18 protein-coding genes are annotated in these 16,822 nt (G+C 62.2%); 5 read left to right on the forward strand and 13 right to left on the reverse strand.

Going from position 1 to position 16,822, the window contains the following annotated elements; all coding sequences use genetic code 11:
- Positions 1-199: 199 nt before the first annotated feature.
- The 11 genes from AC1C2Q_RS14655 to mpaB form a co-directional block, all read right to left on the reverse strand.
- Complete coding sequence (locus AC1C2Q_RS14655) at positions 200-937, reverse strand: hypothetical protein (RefSeq protein WP_495450712.1); 738 nt, start codon at positions 935-937, stop codon at positions 200-202.
- Positions 934-1,662, reverse strand: coding sequence for an ABC transporter permease (locus AC1C2Q_RS14660; protein ID WP_495450713.1), 729 nt, complete (start codon positions 1,660-1,662; stop codon positions 934-936). Before AC1C2Q_RS14660 ends, AC1C2Q_RS14655 begins: the two co-directional genes overlap by 4 nt.
- Positions 1,659-2,375, reverse strand: a complete 717-nt coding sequence (locus AC1C2Q_RS14665) for an ATP-binding cassette domain-containing protein (protein ID WP_495450714.1) — start codon at positions 2,373-2,375, stop codon at positions 1,659-1,661. The genes AC1C2Q_RS14660 and AC1C2Q_RS14665 overlap by 4 nt, the downstream gene beginning before the upstream one ends.
- Before the next feature lie 23 nt (positions 2,376-2,398).
- The gene (gene mpaP, locus AC1C2Q_RS14670; protein WP_495450715.1) at positions 2,399-4,045 is read right to left on the reverse strand and encodes a daptide biosynthesis intramembrane metalloprotease; all 1,647 of its coding nucleotides are present in this window, start codon (positions 4,043-4,045) and stop codon (positions 2,399-2,401) included.
- A gap of 26 nt (positions 4,046-4,071) precedes the next feature.
- Complete coding sequence (gene mpaM / locus AC1C2Q_RS14675; RefSeq protein ID WP_495450716.1) at positions 4,072-4,881, reverse strand: daptide-type RiPP biosynthesis methyltransferase; 810 nt, start codon at positions 4,879-4,881, stop codon at positions 4,072-4,074.
- A gap of 64 nt (positions 4,882-4,945) precedes the next feature.
- A complete protein-coding gene (gene mpaA3 / locus AC1C2Q_RS14680; RefSeq protein WP_495450717.1) occupies positions 4,946-5,065 on the reverse strand; it encodes an MpaA3 family daptide-type RiPP in 120 nt (39 codons plus the stop codon).
- A gap of 43 nt (positions 5,066-5,108) precedes the next feature.
- A complete protein-coding gene (mpaA2, locus tag AC1C2Q_RS14685; RefSeq protein WP_495450718.1) occupies positions 5,109-5,234 on the reverse strand; it encodes an MpaA2 family daptide-type RiPP in 126 nt (41 codons plus the stop codon).
- 37 nt (positions 5,235-5,271) lie between these two features.
- Positions 5,272-5,394, reverse strand: a complete 123-nt coding sequence (gene mpaA1 / locus AC1C2Q_RS14690) for an MpaA1 family daptide-type RiPP (protein ID WP_495450719.1) — start codon at positions 5,392-5,394, stop codon at positions 5,272-5,274.
- Positions 5,391-6,584, reverse strand: coding sequence for a daptide-type RiPP biosynthesis dehydogenase (mpaC, locus tag AC1C2Q_RS14695; RefSeq protein ID WP_495450720.1), 1,194 nt, complete (start codon positions 6,582-6,584; stop codon positions 5,391-5,393). The genes mpaA1 and mpaC overlap by 4 nt, the downstream gene beginning before the upstream one ends.
- Entirely contained in the window at positions 6,581-7,840 is a 1,260-nt protein-coding gene (gene mpaD / locus AC1C2Q_RS14700; protein ID WP_495450721.1) for a daptide-type RiPP biosynthesis aminotransferase, read from the reverse strand. Before mpaD ends, mpaC begins: the two co-directional genes overlap by 4 nt.
- Positions 7,837-8,919 (reverse strand): daptide biosynthesis RiPP recognition protein, encoded by a 1,083-nt coding sequence (gene mpaB, locus AC1C2Q_RS14705; RefSeq protein WP_495450722.1) that lies wholly within the window; start codon positions 8,917-8,919, stop codon positions 7,837-7,839. The genes mpaD and mpaB overlap by 4 nt, the downstream gene beginning before the upstream one ends.
- A gap of 855 nt (positions 8,920-9,774) precedes the next feature.
- Between mpaB and AC1C2Q_RS14710 the strand changes: the two genes are divergently transcribed.
- Together AC1C2Q_RS14710 and AC1C2Q_RS14715 are read left to right on the forward strand one after the other, a co-directional pair.
- The gene (locus AC1C2Q_RS14710) at positions 9,775-10,518 is read left to right on the forward strand and encodes a hypothetical protein (RefSeq protein ID WP_495450723.1); all 744 of its coding nucleotides are present in this window, start codon (positions 9,775-9,777) and stop codon (positions 10,516-10,518) included.
- 213 nt (positions 10,519-10,731) lie between these two features.
- Positions 10,732-11,487: a phosphotransferase gene (locus AC1C2Q_RS14715; protein WP_495450724.1), complete on the forward strand. Its 756-nt coding sequence runs from the start codon at positions 10,732-10,734 to the stop codon at positions 11,485-11,487.
- Here the strand turns inward: AC1C2Q_RS14715 and AC1C2Q_RS14720 are convergent.
- Together AC1C2Q_RS14720 and AC1C2Q_RS14725 are read right to left on the reverse strand one after the other, a co-directional pair.
- Positions 11,477-12,067 carry an HAD family hydrolase gene (locus AC1C2Q_RS14720; protein WP_495450725.1) on the reverse strand — a complete coding sequence of 197 codons (591 nt, stop codon included), beginning with the start codon at positions 12,065-12,067 and terminating at the stop codon, positions 11,477-11,479. The genes AC1C2Q_RS14715 and AC1C2Q_RS14720 overlap by 11 nt on opposite strands.
- Positions 12,068-12,080: 13 nt before the next feature.
- Positions 12,081-13,631: a dolichyl-phosphate-mannose--protein mannosyltransferase gene (locus AC1C2Q_RS14725; protein ID WP_495450726.1), complete on the reverse strand. Its 1,551-nt coding sequence runs from the start codon at positions 13,629-13,631 to the stop codon at positions 12,081-12,083.
- Positions 13,632-13,667: 36 nt separating this feature from the next.
- Here AC1C2Q_RS14725 and rsmI point away from each other — a divergent pair, with 36 nt between their 5' ends.
- The 3 genes from rsmI to metG all read left to right on the forward strand — a co-directional run bounded on the left by rsmI (position 13,668) and on the right by metG (position 16,813).
- Positions 13,668-14,486, forward strand: coding sequence for a 16S rRNA (cytidine(1402)-2'-O)-methyltransferase (gene rsmI / locus AC1C2Q_RS14730; RefSeq protein WP_495431991.1), 819 nt, complete (start codon positions 13,668-13,670; stop codon positions 14,484-14,486).
- A gap of 68 nt (positions 14,487-14,554) precedes the next feature.
- Positions 14,555-15,190, forward strand: a complete 636-nt coding sequence (locus AC1C2Q_RS14735; protein ID WP_495450727.1) for a class I SAM-dependent methyltransferase — start codon at positions 14,555-14,557, stop codon at positions 15,188-15,190.
- Between the two features lie 45 nt (positions 15,191-15,235).
- Entirely contained in the window at positions 15,236-16,813 is a 1,578-nt protein-coding gene (gene metG / locus AC1C2Q_RS14740) for a methionine--tRNA ligase (protein ID WP_495450728.1), read from the forward strand.
- Positions 16,814-16,822 lie beyond the last annotated feature (9 nt).

The following is a 16,822-nucleotide window of genomic DNA, read 5'->3' on the forward strand; positions in this document are numbered from 1 at the left end:
CCGACACTGGTCGTCGCTGCGACGGGCACCGATCTGGCGGCGGGCCACGGGTGGGGGAGCATCGCGCACCCCGGCGAACGCGCTAAATGGACCCTTTGTCGGCGATTACCTGGTGACGGCCGCCACAACGAATGCGGCCACCGTCACCCGATAGAGGTAGCCATTGGTTTGGCCCCGATGCCCTACAGTGCCGACGACACTACTTCACGTCGCGACGAACGAATGAAATCGCACCAGCCGTCAAGATCAAGACCATCCACGCGACAGCGATGGCCACCGCAATCGGACGGTCCAACACGGCCGCGTCCTGGAATCCAATCTCACGGATGTCGAATTCGAAGGCGGACAGCATCGCGGGCAGAGGAAACCACACGGCGCCGGCCGTCCAGAAGATCGCGACTACCATGGCGACTCCTAGAGTTGCGGGGGCGACGAACAAAGCCACAAGATGCTGTTGAACCACGAGCCCTACTCCGAGCCCCCAGAGGCCGGCGGTGGCACCGACAGCAGCTGACGCTGCAGCCGAGACCCAGTCAACAGTGGTACCGCCCGCCGAGACTGTGAGTGCCACATGACCACCGACGACTGCAGTCAAGGAAACTATCGCTCCACCGAGCGCTGCAGCTGGCGCTCTCGTCACAAAGCTGACCCAACGCGGCTGCAATGTGAGCCGCTGAGCTACGACCCCATCGCGTCTGTCGACCGTGTAGCGGAAGGAACCATAGATGGCTGCGAGGACCGCTCCGTAGGTTGCCATGACGGTGCCGAATGGAGCAAGGAACTCTTGGCGCACACTATCCGGAGCGTCAGCAAACTCCGGCGGTACGCTCGTCGCCAACGACAGCGCCACTGCGAACGCTGCGGCAGCTACGGCTAGGAGCACCACATCTCCGGCAAGGCTTCGCGCCTGAGCCCTAAACGCTTGGCTCACGATCATCCGACGCGCCGACGTCCGACAAGCCAAGCGATCAGTACCAGTCCGACAGTCCAGGCCGCTGCGATGCCCGCGGCGGGAGCGAACTCAAGGAGGCGGTCCCTGTACTCCGGGACGCTCAGCGCGGCGATTGTCAGGCCTGGGGAGAAGCGTGCGACCTCGGGTGACGTCCCCAGGAGTGCAAACTCCACCGCAATCGGAAATGCGAGGACGACCGCGGCGCCGACGTAATAGTTTCGTGAGATCCATCCCACTGCACCGCCCACGAAAGCACCCAAGATCACACCAAGCAGCGCTCCAGCATAGATCCGCAGCCCTGCCTCATCGATGCTGAGTGCGAGTCCTTGTTGCTTGAGGATGAAGAACACGACGACGGTCCAGATTGCGAATATGCACAGAGCGAGAGCCACCGCTGTGATCAGCCCGGCAACCATCTTGCCCCAAAAGGCTCGGCGATATCCAAGTTCAGTAAGGGTGCGGTCCATTGATGCGTAGTAGTACTCGCGAGTGACGGCATAAGCACCTACGAACGCAGCGGTGATGAACGACCACGCCAGCGGCTGCAGCAGTCTGGCTGTCGCTGCACCTGCGTCCAAACCGACTAGGTCGATCTGGGAGGGGTCGGACGTGAGCACCACGACTGGAACGAAGATCGCGAGCACGTACACGGCCCAGAGGGAGAGCCCGCTGATAGAGCGCAACGATTCGCTTCGGATTGCGGCGATCATGCGACTGCTCCTTCCACGAGGTCGAAGTACTTGTTCTCCAGAGAGTCGCCGTCGCTCGACACGAGGTCTCCAAGCTTTCCCGCGAACAGTGCTCGTCGTTTGATAACGACGACTTCGTCGACGACCTGTTCGAGCTCCGCGAGCTGGTGGCTAGAGAGCAGGACAGTTCCCCCGCTCTCCGCGTAGTCGCGGAGGTGTCGACGAAGCCAGCGAATGCCGTCGGGATCCAGTCCGTTGGCAGGCTCGTCCAAGATCAGCGTCTGCGGGGAGCCGATCAGAGCTGCGGCCAACCCCAGCCGCTGAACCATCCCTGTGGAGAACGTTTTCACGCGCCGTCGGGCGACCGACGAAAGTCCAACCTCTTCCAGTACCTCATCTACCCGTTGACGGCGTGCACCTGCGGCGAGCCGCGCGATCTCGAGGTGCCGACGTGCAGTGATGCCCACCTCGAAGCCGAATCCATCCATGTGCACACCGACGTGTGACGCAGGGTTCTTCAGTGCGGAGAATGGTGCTCCGTCAATCGTGGCTGTGCCGCTAGTCGGTCGCAGTAGCCCCACGATCGTCCGAAGCGTCGTTGACTTGCCTGCACCATTGGGGCCCAGAAGACCGACGATGGCTCCCCTAGGTACGGCGAAGGACAGGTCTTGCACCGCTGTCGTATATCCGTACTTCTTGGTGAGCTCTCGCACTTCGATGGCGTTGTCGTTCATGTCATTCCTTACGTAAAGTCGTGTCAGGTGCTGAGAAGGTCAGCCAGGGGCCGCTCGACGGCCGAGTTCCAAAGCTTTTGCCAGAGATTCATGGTGCCCAGGTCGATCCGGGCCTGACCTGACGGAGGCAACTGGTGAGACCCAGCCTCAATCTGAACGGTGCCGAGAACTGAGGCAGGCACTTCGACGCCGTTCATCTTCACCGGGAACAGTGCCTGGAGTGGGACGTGGACACGCTCGAGAGATTGGGGTTCGAAGGTTCCCTCTCCCACGGGAAGATTGCCCATTAGCCCGTTGGTTACGAGAGATACATGTGCCCCGGTGGGGATGGAGATTTCCCCGCCGCCCCCTCTTACGATGACAACGCTGTTGCCCCCGCCAGAGATGTATCCGGCGGTCGCGGTGACGGGGACGATGATTAACGATCCAGCAAGGGCGACAAAAGCCACTATGACGCTGTTCACCAGAGCGAACCGCCATACCGCTACACGAGCGCGCCACACCGTCCGCAAATTGCGAGCGACTATGACGACGCCGATAACAGCGACAGTAACCTCGATCCCGAGCACGATGAGTCCAAAAACGGGGCCACCGCCAGCAAGGGCATGAGCGATGCGCACAAGCGCGAACACAACCAAACACACTGGGGCAAGAATGCTTGCGATCCCGAACGGCACGCTCCACCAGCGATCCAGACGCCTCGAAGTGACAGGACCGCCATACAGCAGATGGGCCAACCAGTTTGCGCCGTCGTGCTTTGTTCGTTCTCGAAGGTTCGGCTCGTCAAGGGCGCTCATCAGAGCGATATACCCGTCGAACCGCACAAACGGCACGAGGTTCACGAGGACCATCCCGTAGCACGCGACCGCGAGAAGCAGCAGCAGCTGCCTTAGGTCTGGGTTGGTCACTAGCAACGCTACGATAGCGAAGCTCGAGCCAAAGACGGCGTGAACCGCGGGGCCAGCCAGTGCGATCGAAACCCTCTGCCACCGGTGACGGAGCCGCCAGCCGTCGGTGACGTCGACAAAGAACGCGGGTGTCAGGTAGAAAATCATGAAGCCGGCGCGACGAGGGCGTCCTCCGAACCTCGTGAGCGTAAGACCATGGGCGCTTTCGTGGACCAGCGTCAAGATTGACAGCACGACGATCAGGACGATGAGCCCTAGTAGCGGCATGGGCGAGACCAGCAGTCTCACCACTTCGGTTGCCTGGACGATAGTTGCGATGACCCCGAGAATCGCGATGCTTGCGAGGGTGATCAGCCCTGGCCGGCCTGGGAACGGACGGACAACGCGGTCCAGTCTTCCGAACATTGCCGGCGCACGGAGAGTAGCGATCTGCAGGGTGAGTGGCGCGCGGAACACGAACCGCCCAGCGCTCTTACGTGCAGCACCTTCAAGGAGCCCACTTCTCCGGAAACGGTCAACGAGAGCGAGGAACTGGTCCTCGTGTTCGTCGGGCGCGATACGCAAGTGGAGGTCGCGAATTGCCGACCCCCCATCCAACGAAGATAGCAACGCCACGACCGCCTCTGACACGCGCGAGGTAGGCACCCCATCGACGGCCACGATCCACTGGGTGCCATCGGCGCTCGGTTCTTCGAACGAGACGCCGGCGGCGAGCGCAGGTCTGCTTTCCAGCGTGAGGGCATTATGCGCGACTCGACGCATGGCTTGCTCTCTTTGTGACGCCGCGCTCACTGGGAGCCGTTCGCATCGAGCAACGATGTCTCCAGTAAGAGAAGGTCTGCGCCGGCATGTGTGCGCACAGGACGGATGCGCGGCTCGGCGAATCCTGCCCCAATGAGCTCAGCTCGCAAGATCTCCTCGCTGAGCACGCGGAGACGGCTTGTCAGGATTGTGACCGCCGTGCCCGACGTGAACTCGGAGCAGCGCGCCCAGTTCACTAAGCGAGCGGCACCGCCCTCGATCATCTGCTGGGAGCAGAGGTAGTCTTCGGGTCCTTCGGGGCCGTCGACCGTGAAGATTTGATCTTCGGTGTTGGTCAGGGCAGGACTCGCAGCCGCCCCCGCAATAGTGAGTGCAAAAATGCCGCGCTCGGAGAGGTGGGCGCGCACGTTCGCGTAGAAGTCTCTCCTTCCCTGTCGGTCGAGAAGCGTGATCGATGTCGCCCCGATCACGACGAGGTCGAAGCGGCGTCCAAGGGCGAATGAACGCATATCTGCCACCACGCAGTCCAGGAGCGGATTGTCAGGGACAGCACGCTGAAGGAGAGCGAGCATATCGGCTGACAGGTCAACCGCGGTTACTCTTTTTCCGCAGCGAACAAGCGGTATCGTGAGCCTCCCGCTGCCGGCCGCAACGTCAAGAATATTGCCCTCGACGCTACGCGCCAGCGCCAGAACCTCTCGCACCTCGGACCGATCAGGTCCTACGAGGCGTTCGTAGAAGTCTGCTCCCGAACCCGAGTACAGGTCCTGCGGTTTCGGGGTCGCGTTATGTTCCGCGAGCTGTCGCGCTACGGATTCGGTGATCCCACTTGCCATTGGGGTGTCCTCTCTTCTCCCATAAGGTGCGGGCGGTCGAAATCTCCCACCCGCACCCCGCCTGTCAGGTTGCGATTGCTACGGCGCCACCGATGATCGCGACGATGTAACCGATGTGCTCCCAAATTTCGAGCGGTGCGTCGAGCGCGTCCAGTTCGACGAACTCAAGTCGCTGTTCTCCCATTTCTTCACCTCCTCAGAGCTGTCCTTCGTGTCCCAGTCCGGGATCACGTCAAGGCGATAATGCCGATGATCACACCGATCGCGACGCCGCGAGTCCAGTCGTTCATGTCATCCGGTGCCTCCATCGCGTCGAGCTCGACATATTCAAGTTTCTGCTGAGTGCTGTCCAAATTTCACCTCCCTCCCAACCATCTGGTCTCCTGGCTCTCACGTGGCGACAATGGCGACGAGCCCGAGGCCAACAATCACCCCCTGGTAGAAGCTTTCCCAGCTGGGCGCTTCCATCTCGTCGAGTTCTTCGAATTGAATCTGGTTGCTGATCGTGTTCATGTATTCACCTCCTCATTTGTAAGACGACTCCAACCGGACTGTTGTACCGGTCCATCCGCATCCCAGAGGGACGCCTCAAGAATCTCGCGGACGTCTTGTTCGCTGATGCCCCTCAGCATTGGGTGACGGTTGCCCCACGCGATCTCCGTGGCTGTCGCTATCGCTCGTATGTGGCTTCCATCGGGCCGTGCCGGCCGCGGAACACCCCACAAAGCAATGAGGCTTTCGATCCCCTCGACCGGATCGCGCGACAGTATTGTGTCTTCGGCGACCGCACGCCAGAATCCGTCAAGGCTCTCTCTTGTTCCCCACCGCTGGTCTCCTGTGCGTATTCGCTGCCAGATTGCACCCACGGTTGCGGCGGTGGCGGCCATTTTCGTCACGGCCAGGCCGAACGCCACCTCATTGGCGACATACCAGTGGCGTGCAGCGTAGGGGTCGCGACCGCGTAGCGCTGCGGTCCTTTGGGTGGCCGCGCTCAATCGAGCGATCCGCAGCCGGGTGGCGTTGCTGCCTCGATCACTGTTCGCCGCTGCGATGATTGCTCGCCCTATGCTCACGGCGTCACGACGCGCGCGGTCGTTGCCTCTCGAGCTTGTGCTGATTCCGGCGAGTCGCAATAGCGCCTCAAGGGCTCCCGTTCGTATCGCTCCGTCTGGGAGAGACATCAGATTTTCGGAATCGATGATGGCGTGCCGCGGACGTAGCGAGCGTCCGACAATGAGTCGATATCCGCCATGTGTTCTGAGGATGCCAACACTGTTGGTCTCTGATGACGTGCCAATCGTGGTGGGGATCGCAATCAGCTCGGTCGTGGGCTCGCCGGGTGGCAGAACGGTGAGCCCTGACCTGACTGCGTGCTCAATCATGTACGTGAAAGTGCTTCCGGAACGGACGCCCAGCGCTGCGATCTTTCCAGCATCGATGATGGCCCCTCCGCCTACGGCGATGACGACCTTCGGTTGTTGTCTGGCGAGCTCATTGGCGACGCTGATCACAGTGTCGACATCCACTCGGGATGCGTCAAGCTCTAAGGTTCGTCCGCACCTCGCGAGGGCCTTGGCGCTCGCGACATCGCGATCGACGATGGCAACAGCCTCGCGATCTCCTACAATCCGTCGGACAGTGTCAGCGGTGATCCCACTACCCGATGACAGCGTCGGCACACGTCCTGTGAAGCGGCTACTCATGGGCGTTCGTCCTGAAACCGCCGCAGACCAGATCGCAGCGCGGATTCGAGCTCATGTAGTTCGTCGCTGCTGTACCCGTACGCCGGTATCAGTTCGATTGAGCTCGGACCAGGCTGGACGATTACTCCAGCATCGGCGATAGCTGAGACCACTGCGAGGACCTCCGCCCCGGAGTACTCGGTCCCGTCGTCGTGCCGAAGCCCGACCCCAAGGAAGCACCCTCTACCTGTGATATTGGCTATCCAGCCCTCCGCTTTCAGCGTCGTTGCGATGCTCAGGAGTTCTCTAGCGAGAGCGCGCGTCGTCGATTCGACGTCGATTGCGTGCAGCTCACCGATCACCGCCAGGATTGCAGCGGCGCATGCCGGCGTCCCGGCTTGCGTTTCTCCGTGGACGAACGTCCATCCCCCGCGAACGAACTCACCGCTCACTCGTGGTCCGACGAGCACGGCAGCGGCGCCCATCGCACCATTGGTGAGGGCTTTGGACACGATCATGAGGTCCGGCGCGATGAGCCATTCGTCGGTCGCAAACATGCGCCCTGTTCGTCCGAAGCCGGTTGCGACCTCATCTGCGATGACCAGGAATCCATAGCGTTCGCGCAACACCAGGAGACGCTCGATGAATTCGTCAGGGATGGGATATGCGCCGCTTCCGAGGACCGGTTCCACGAAGACAGCAGCGACTCGCGTGCCTTCCCTATTCAGTAGCGCCTCGAGTCGTTCGCCACCGTCGTCGTACGGGACGTGGCGAATGGACCGCCGATCCACGGCATATGATGCTTGCATCAGATCGTCACCACTTAGCGCATGGCTGCCGTACATGGTGCCGTGATAGCTGCCGGTGAGTCCAATCACGATGTTGCGCGAAGCCGAGCCCTTCTGCGCCCAGTACTGGCGCACGAGCTTCATGGCGATGTCGTTGGCAGCGCCGCCTGACGTGGAATAGACCACTCGCTTGTATCGCGTCGCGCCCGCCAGCTCGATCAGCGCATCGGCTGCGTCCGCTGCGTATCGGTGTGGCGCTCTGAACAGCGAAAGGTAGGACGCGTCACGCATGGCTTTCGCGACTGCCTCTGCCACGGTCGGATTACCATACCCGAGCGGTACGTTCCAGAGTCCGCTCGTCGCACATAGCCGAGTTGATCCGTCTAAGTACTCGACACGGTGGCCTTGAGCGCCCACGGCAATTTGCTCATCTGTAAAGCTGGCGTCTGCGGGGAGTAGCGAGGTCCATAGAGCCTGCGAAGCGCTCATCTCACGGTCTCCGACGAACCGATGAGTGGCGCATTTGTCTGACTGCCGAGATTCACGTTCAGGAGTTCCATGGCTTCGCTGCAAAGCCTCGCAGCAGTGGTTTCGTCGACGTCGCGTCGCGCGGCCACGCGGTCGCGCGCCAGTTCCAGCGAACCGGAACTCTGGAGCGCTGAGACAACCTCGGCGGTGGGTCTGGTCAGCAGCTGACGTCGTCGACTTGTGATGTCGGCCAGGACAAGCTCGCTCGAGGCTTCGAGCAAAAACGGGTCCGTCGCCAAAGGTTCTGCGTTCGCGCGTTTGTCCTCGAAACTCGACCACCCAAAGCCGTCGATCTTCGCGGTCCCGTTCTCGAACCGCAGCATCTTGATGAGTTCTGTGGCGTTCAAGTAGCGGGGCAGCCACGGATGTGTTGCTACGTCGGCGTCTACTCCCGCGGGGGGGAGTGCAGCTCCTAGAACTTCTGTTCTGGACACGGGGCTGCTGAGCGCAGCATTCAAGTTATCCGTGCTCCCGAGGAGAATGCCTTGCATACCCAGGCCGATAGTTCCATCTGCTTCCAGCCGGATAGCTTGGGGAAGCGCCTCCGCACGGGCAGCCGTGAACATGTTGCGGTCTGCAAGTACCACGCGCGGGTCGATCAGCGAGGACGGGAACACGCCGGTCCGTCGGGCGAGATCCGCGTCGTCCAGGAACGCTCGCCAACCGGCGTGGTCAAAGAAGCGCACGGCGGTAGGCCCGACAATGTCAACAAATCCTGCGGACAAGTAGTCCTGAAGCTCGATGCCTAGATCACCGATGAAGAGTTCATCTCCCGCGTCCAGCATTTGTCCCATATACGTCATCACCCGCGCATGGGCCGACGACCAATTGCAGTCCGCGGGAAGCAGGACGGCGTCACCGCGGCCGAGCACATACTCAAGTCCGGCAGGATTTGCCCCAGCGGCTACGAAGAAGATGCGCTTAAAGTCAGTTCGCTCTCCACTGATCCACTCGCGAATTGTGCGTACTGCAATGGCGTCATTCGCGTCAGAGTTCAAAAGGCCCGCCTTTGAACCGCAGAGATTCAGACGGTTGAACAACCCAGAAATATTCGTATCTCAGCACAGTTTTCGAGTGTATAAGGATTGGTTCACTAAAGTCTGTCCACCTTTTGGGGGACAAATGTACAAGTTTTCGCGCACTGTAGATGAACAACGTCAATAGATAGACGAAGGTAAATCATTAGAATAGAAAAAGGTATATATTCAAATAGAAGAAGGTATACCTTCGTGTCTTCGCGTCCGGGTTATCTCGCGAGCCCTCGAAATGTCGGTGCTAAACTCCAGCTCCCCGGTCGAGTGGCTAAAACTTCGAATTGACGTACATCGCGTCGCTTTCCGCACTGTACTGTTGGACTATGTCGATGCCGGGTCCGAACGAAACAGGCGGCCTCGCCCTGGGTAAAGCTCTCCTAGGCGTAGGTGGGCTGATCCTTGGCGTGTCATACGCATTCGCTGGTGGCCCGTGGTGGCAGCTCGTCACGGCCGCTGTTGTTGTCGTGTTAGGTCTGGTCTTGTTGATCACCGGCGCGCGTGAGCTCGCTGGTCGCCGACGAGATCGACTCAAGGCTCGGGACGAAGAACGTAGGAACGACCTCCATCACTGAGGAGGGCGACGTCCCGCTGGCTGGTGGAGTTTCTCGGCACCGTGCGGGTCCGTGCTGCTCGATCAGGACGCGCCCGGTCAGGCGCTGATCGACGCGACCATCGGTCAGACGCTTTCGGAACGTTCGAGCGTAAGTTGCGCATGAGACGCACCCGACGACGCTGCCAACTCGAGCCCTGGAGCACGGTCTCGATCGCGGGGGCAAGGAACACTCCGTCCCGGAGACACACCTCGACTGATCTGAAGAGGTCTGCTTGAATGGCCGGGAGTTTCGCGACGAAGGAGTCGGTATGGCAGGAACGAGAATTACCGGGCACGTCAAGAATTGTGCAGAGGCCGTCATCACGCCGGTCAAGGATTGCGAATGCGGTTGCGCAGGTGCGTTCCACGGCGGACCGCACACTTGGCGGGCACGGAACGCCGCCGAGAAGGAGCGCTCCGCCAGAGGAACGGATTTCCTGGTCACGCTGGCGATCGAAGCGGCCCTACTGCTCGATGAGCCGGATGAAGCGAAGCGCGTCGAGCATGGCGTCGCCCTGATCGTCGGCCCGTTCGTCGACAAGATAGCAAACGCCGCCCTTTCCGACGACGATCGTGCGCAGCTCAAGGCGCTCGTCTCGGAGTCGCACTTGTTGTGCACGCTCTGCGTGCTAATCCTTGAGGCGAAGAAGGAACTCGGCACTCACGTGGATGACGCTGTCGATGTACTCGTCGACAGCCTCGTCGAGGCCGTGATGGACGCGGTCGAGGCGGCCCCACTGCCGGACGCGCTCGTGACCGTATTCGAGGCCGCACTCCGGCGCGCGGGGTCGGCCTTCACGGAGTGGGCGTTCGAACCGGTGAACGAGAAGGCGCTGCAGGTGCTCGGCTTCCTCTTTTGCCCCAACACGGAGCATCGTCATGGGATGGTCGAACTGTGCATGGTGCCGCTCGAGGGTGAGTTCCTGAGCTCCGTCATCATTGAGTGGGCCAAGGCGCACTACGAGTTCGACAAAAGCATCCTCACCGGCCGGAATAAGTCCATCCGCGTATGAACACCAGCGGGATCACGAGGACAATGATGGCTCTTGCTTCTCGTATGGTGTTCGCCATATGGACGGGAGGAGGCGCATGCACTGGGCGCGGCTCGACGGAGTGATGGGGAAGTCGCGGCCAGCTGGCCGTGTGTTCGCCTTAGGGACCGTCGCGCGGCTTGGCGACCTGAAAGTCCCCACAACGCTGGTGAGGCCAGGTCATAGGCTCGACGCATGCGCGACGATCAGGCGGAGCAGGCGCTCCCGGGCGGCAACACGAATGAAGTAACGCGGGTTGGCCAGGAAGTGCGCCGCCTGTCGGGAGCATGGACGCCCAACGTTCACACGCTTCTTAACGAGCTTCAGGGGGCGGGCATTGAAGGGGTCCCTCGTGTGCTCGGGATGATGGCCGATGGGCGCGAACGGTTGTCTTTTGTAGAAGGCGAGGTCGCGCACTATCCACTTCCGGAGTGGCTCTGGGACGCAAGCATCTTGGTGAGCACCGCGCACCTTCTTCGACGAATTCACGATGCCGGAACGGAGAGCGTGCGCACGACGACGGGGTGGCGGATGCCGGCGCGAGAGCCGATCGAAGTGGTGTGCCACAACGATTTCGCGCCCTACAATCTTGTGTTCGAAGGACGAGCGCTCGTCGGCGTCATTGATTTCGATATGGCTGCACCGGGTCCGCGCTTGTGGGACCTTGCCTACCTTGCCTACCGATTGGTCCCGTATGTCGAGGACGCCGAAGCACCACTCAGCGTGCAAGCGGCGGAGCCTGCGCGCTTGACAGCGCTGTTGTCGGCGTATGGCACGGAGGTGTCAGCGGAATCGATTTGGGGAATGATCGCACTTCGACTTGACGAGCTTGCGCTGCACTCGTGGAAGGGAGCGGACGCGAGGCCCGAACTCGCGGCACACGCCGCGATGTACGAGCGTGATGCGGCGCGGATGCGCGCTCGCGCCGCGGGCAGCGCCGTCAGACGCTGACCCCGTGCTCGCGCAGGGCAGCACGCAGTCCTGGTGCACCGCGGAAATGGTGCGTAGCCATTCCCAACGCATGCGCTCCAGTGAGCTTGTCTTCGGAATCATCGGTGAAGAACACCTCCGAGGCGCTGATGCCGATTTCGAACAGCACGTGTTTGAAGGCGCGTGTATCCGGCTTTGAGAACCCGATCTCGGCGGAGTTGAAGATGTGATCGAAGTACTCCGTCACGCCGAGCTTCATAAGCTCATCGGGGACGGTGTCAGTCCCGTTCGTGAGGATCGCGGTCGCATGGCCGAGCCTGCGGATCTCTGCGACAAGTTCGATCATCTCCGGATCGACGGATGCCTTGAGTCGGCCCCACTCGTCAGCAGCCGCCATGCTCGCCAGGAGCGCGCCGACTTCGTCGATCCATTCGCGTCGCGTGATTCGCCCGGTCGTGACCTGCTCGAGCAATGGACTCGAGAACGCAGCATCCGCAATGGCTCCAGGCGCGAGCCCGTGGGTAATTTCGATGGAGGAGGCGTCGCGCGGATCGAAATGCCGGATCACGCCATCGAGGTCGAACAGCACGGTGTGGATCATGGCATGCTCTCCGCTAAACCCAGGTCGGCAGCCAGTTGTGGACGAGCCAGAAGTCGTAAGGCACGTTCATGCCGGTCCACACGGGATAGAAGAATGCGGAGACGAGCATCGTGATGACGAGGAAGATAATGACGGTTCGCTCGCCCGACTGCCGTCGATGCAGCGGATCTTCGCGTCGCCCCGCAATCTCGCGCAACGCGAGCACCAGCGCCAGCACGAGGAACGGCATCATCACCACCGTGTAGAACTGGAAGATCGTGCGCTCGGGGTACAGCAGCCACGGCACATAGGTGACGGCGAGTCCGATGAGAGGCATCGCGTAGGTCCACGGCATCGGCTGCCGCCGGATGAGCCCTCGGACGAGCCGGTACAGCAAGAAGATCGCCGCAGCGACGCCGGCGTACCAGATCAGCGGATTCGGGATGGCAGAGACCACCGAGATGCAATGATCGGTGCCGCAGCTCTGGTCATCTCCCACCCAGACCGCTGTGGGGCGAACAAGGAACGGCCATTGCCATGCCGCGCTGGCATATGGATGCCCGGTGCTGAGTCCGACGTGGAATCCATAGATCGACTCGTGGTACTTCCACAGTGCGACGAGCGGGTTGTCTGAGCTCTGCCTGTCGTAGCCGCCGGCCGTGACGAGCCAGCTTGTCCAGGAGACGAGATACGTGAGCAAAGCCGCGGGCACCAGCAACAGGAACGAGACAGGGCCCTGCCGGAATGCGGCATCCATTGGCCAGAAGACCACCCCGGCGCGGCGACGGGCCAGTGCATCGGCGATCACGAGGTAGAGGCCGAAGCCGGCCAGCGCGTAGAGTCCCGACCACTTCACGGCAGACGCTGCACCCAGTGTGACGCCAGCGGCGATGACCCACGGTCGCCGCCAGATGACGCGGCCCCACAGCGGTTCCGATCCATCAGCAGCGGCATATTCCACGAGCGGAATGCTTCGCCTGCGGTCGTAGAGGATGAACAGGAACGCGAGCAGGACGAAGAAAGTCAGCGTGCCGTCGAGCAGCGCGATACGGCTCATGACGATGCTGAGCCCGTCGATCGCCAGCAGAAGGCCAGCGACGGTGGCGGCGACCGTCGAGCGTGTCAATTCTTTGGCGACGATGTAGACCAACAGGACTGTTAGCGTGCCGATGATTGCCGTCGTCAGACGCCAGGCTGCACTGCTTCCGGGCCCGAACATGCCCATGCCGAGCGCGATGATCCACTTGCCGAGCGGTGGATGCACAACATAGCTGCCCGTCTTGCTGAGCGTGCCGGTATCGCCGGTGAGGAAGTCTTCGTTCGCACCCTCACCCCACGTGCCCTCGTACCCGAGTGTCCACAGCGACCAGGCATCCTTGACGTAGTAGGTCTCATCGAACGCGAGCGTGTGCGGATGAGCGAGGTTCGCCAGTCTCAGGACGGCGGCGAGCGCGGTGATGACGAGCGGTGCGAGCCAGCGGATCACGCCTCTCCACTCGGGATCACGGAGCAGGCGATCGCGCAGTTGTCCCCAGCGCGTCAGACGCTCCGCGGGTGGCGGGAGCAGAGGCACGGGCGCGGTCACGGCATAAGCCTATGACTTCCCGCTTAGGCTGAACGCGTGATCATCCTCGCTGCGACCCCGATCGGAAACCTCGGTGACGCCTCCCGTCGCCTCATCGAGGTGCTCGAGAACGCTGAGATCGTCGCAGCGGAAGACACGCGCACCACCGCTCACCTGCTCCGCGCGTTGCAGATCGAGAATCGTCCGCGATTGATCGCGCTGCACGATCACAACGAGAAGCACAAGGCGGCGGAGCTTGCCGCGCTCGCCGCAGACCAGGACATCGTCGTCGTCAGCGACGCGGGGATGCCGGCGGTCAGCGACCCCGGTTACGGACTGGTCGCCGAAGCTGTCGCGCAGGGGGTCACGGTCACCGCGATTCCGGGGCCCAGCGCCGTACTGATGGCGCTGGCGATCTCAGGATTGCCGACGGACCGATTCACGTTCGAGGGCTTCCTGCCGCGGAAACCGGGGGACCGGCGCACGGCCCTCAAGAAGCTTGCCACCGAGCCCCGGACGATGATCTTCTTCGAGTCCGCGGCACGGCTGGCTTCCTCGCTCACTGACATGGGAACAGTGTTCGGCGAGACCCGGCGTATCGCCGTGTGCCGTGAGCTGACCAAGTTCTACGAAGAGGTGCGCCGCGGCACGGCACCCGAACTTGTCGAATGGGCGAACAACGGGGTTAAAGGCGAGATCGTCGTGGTCGTCGAAGGCGCGGCTCCCGTCGTGGCATCCGCAGAGGATGCAGTCGCGCAAGTGCAGGCGCTCGTGGCGTCGGGCATGCGGCTGAAGGAAGCCTGCGCCGAGGTCGCCGCCGCGACCGGCCTGAGTTCCCGTGACCTCTACCAGCAGGTGCTGGCGGCCCGCAAGTGAGCACTCCGCGAGCGCTTCCCTCGGAGATGTGCGCTTCGCTCGGAGCGAATACCGGGATTGCTCCGAAGATGTCCCACAACTCCGAACGAGCAGCACGCGAAGCCTCGATCGCCGCAGCCTACAATTCCCGCGCGGCGGAGTACATCGAGCTCGCCGGCGACATCTCGCAGATGGATGCCCGTGACCGCGAGCAGATTGCCACCTGGCGAGACGCCACCTCTGGACCGCTTCTGGATGCCGGATGCGGACCAGGGCTCTGGACTGAGTTTCTGCATGATGGCCACCGCGATGTCACAGGCATCGATATCTCGGAGGAGTTTCTCTCCGCTGCTCGTGCCCGCTACACGCACCTCGACTTTCGCGCCGGGTCGCTGCGAACCCTTCCGTTCGCAGACGCTTCGCTCGGCGGCATCCTCGCCTGGTATTCCTTGATCCATACTCCACCGGAGGATATCCCCGCGATCGTGGCAGAGTTCGCACGGGTGCTGGCGCCAGGTGGCTCGCTGTTGATCGGGTACTTTGACGGCACCCCGCGAGAGCCGTTCGCGCACGCCGTCGCTCCGGCGTACTTCTGGTCGGCGGATGCGCTCACTGATCTCCTCGCCCACGCCGGTTTCGCGGTTACTCAGGCAGAAGTGCGCGCCCGAGAGCCCGGGGAAATCAGCCGTCGCCCGCACGGTGCCATCGCTGCCCGCCGTCTCTGAGTAACCGGCGTAACCACCTCGCACATCCGGCCTAGAATTGACCGCATGCCCGCAGGCGAATCTTTCTATATCACCACGCCCATCTACTACCCCTCCGATGTCCCGCACATCGGCCACGGGTACACGTCAGTGGCGGTCGACACGCTCGCCCGTTGGCACCGCCAGGGCGGCGATGACACCTGGATGCTTACCGGCACCGATGAGCACGGCCAGAAGATGTTGCGTGCTGCCGCGGCGAACAATGTCACCCCGCAGGAGTGGGTGGACAAGCTCGTCACCGAGGCATGGTTCCCGCTGTTGGAGACGCTCGACGTCGCCAACGACGACTTCATCCGCACCACGCAGGAGCGGCACGAGACCAACGTGCAGGTGTTCTTCCAGCGTCTGTACGACGCCGGGTACATCTATGCGGGCGAGTACGAAGCGCTCTACTGCGTGGGCTGTGAGGAATTCAAGCCCGAGAGCGAGATCGTCGATGGCACCGGACCCTTCGAGGGCCTGAAGGTCTGCGCGATCCACTCCAAGCCGCTCGAGTTGCTGCAGGAGAAGAACTACTTCTTCAAGCTCAGCGAGTTCCAAGACCGCCTGCTTGAGCTCTACAAGACCGAGCCCGACTTCGTGCGCCCGCATTCTGCGCGCAACGAGGTCGTCTCCTTCGTGAGCCAGGGTTTGAAGGACCTCTCGATCTCGCGCTCCACCTTCGACTGGGGCATCCCGTTGCCGTGGGACACCTCGCACGTCATCTATGTGTGGGTCGATGCACTGCTGAACTATGCCACTGCGGTTGGCTACGGCTCCGATGAGGCGCTGTTCGAAAAGCGCTGGCCTGCCTACCACGTGGTCGGCAAGGACATCCTGCGCTTCCACGCCGTCATCTGGCCAGCACTGCTGATGGCCGCTGGCCTCGACGTTCCCAAGGGCGTCTTCGCGCACGGCTGGCTGCTCGTCGGCGGCGAGAAGATGTCGAAGTCGAAGCTCACCGGCATCGCGCCGACCGAGATCACCGACGTGTTCGGTTCTGACGCCTACCGCTACTACTTCCTCTCTGCGATCGCCTTCGGACAGGACGGCTCCTTCAGCTGGGAAGACCTCTCTGCCCGTTACCAGTCAGAGCTCGCGAACGGCTTCGGCAACCTCGCCTCGCGCACGATCGCGATGATCGAGAAGTACTTCGACGGTGTCGTTCCTGAGGCTGCCGAGTACACCGAGCAGGATCTCGCGATCCAGAAGATCGTGGCGGATGCTGCGAGCAATGCGGATGCGGCCATCGAGCAGTTCCGCATCGACGAGGCGATCTCCGCGATCTGGACGATCGTCGATGCTCTGAACGGTTACATCACCGAGAACGAGCCGTGGGCGCTGGCCCGCGATGAGGACAAGCGCGCGCGCCTTGGCGCCGTGCTCTACACCTGCGCTGAGGGACTCCGCGCGCTCAGCGTGCTGTTGTCGCCGGTCATGCCGCAGTCGACGGAAAAGCTCTGGTCGGCACTCGGTGCTGCCGAGGCGCTCGGCGTGCTGCAGGACCAGCCGCTGCGCGAGGCCGGCACATGGGGCATCCTCCCCGCCGGTACGAAGGTATCCGCGCTGGCGCCTTTGTTCCCGCGTGTAGAGTCCCAGGCCTGATCGCGAGAC

This window comes from Microbacterium sp. Y356, assembly GCF_059445355.1.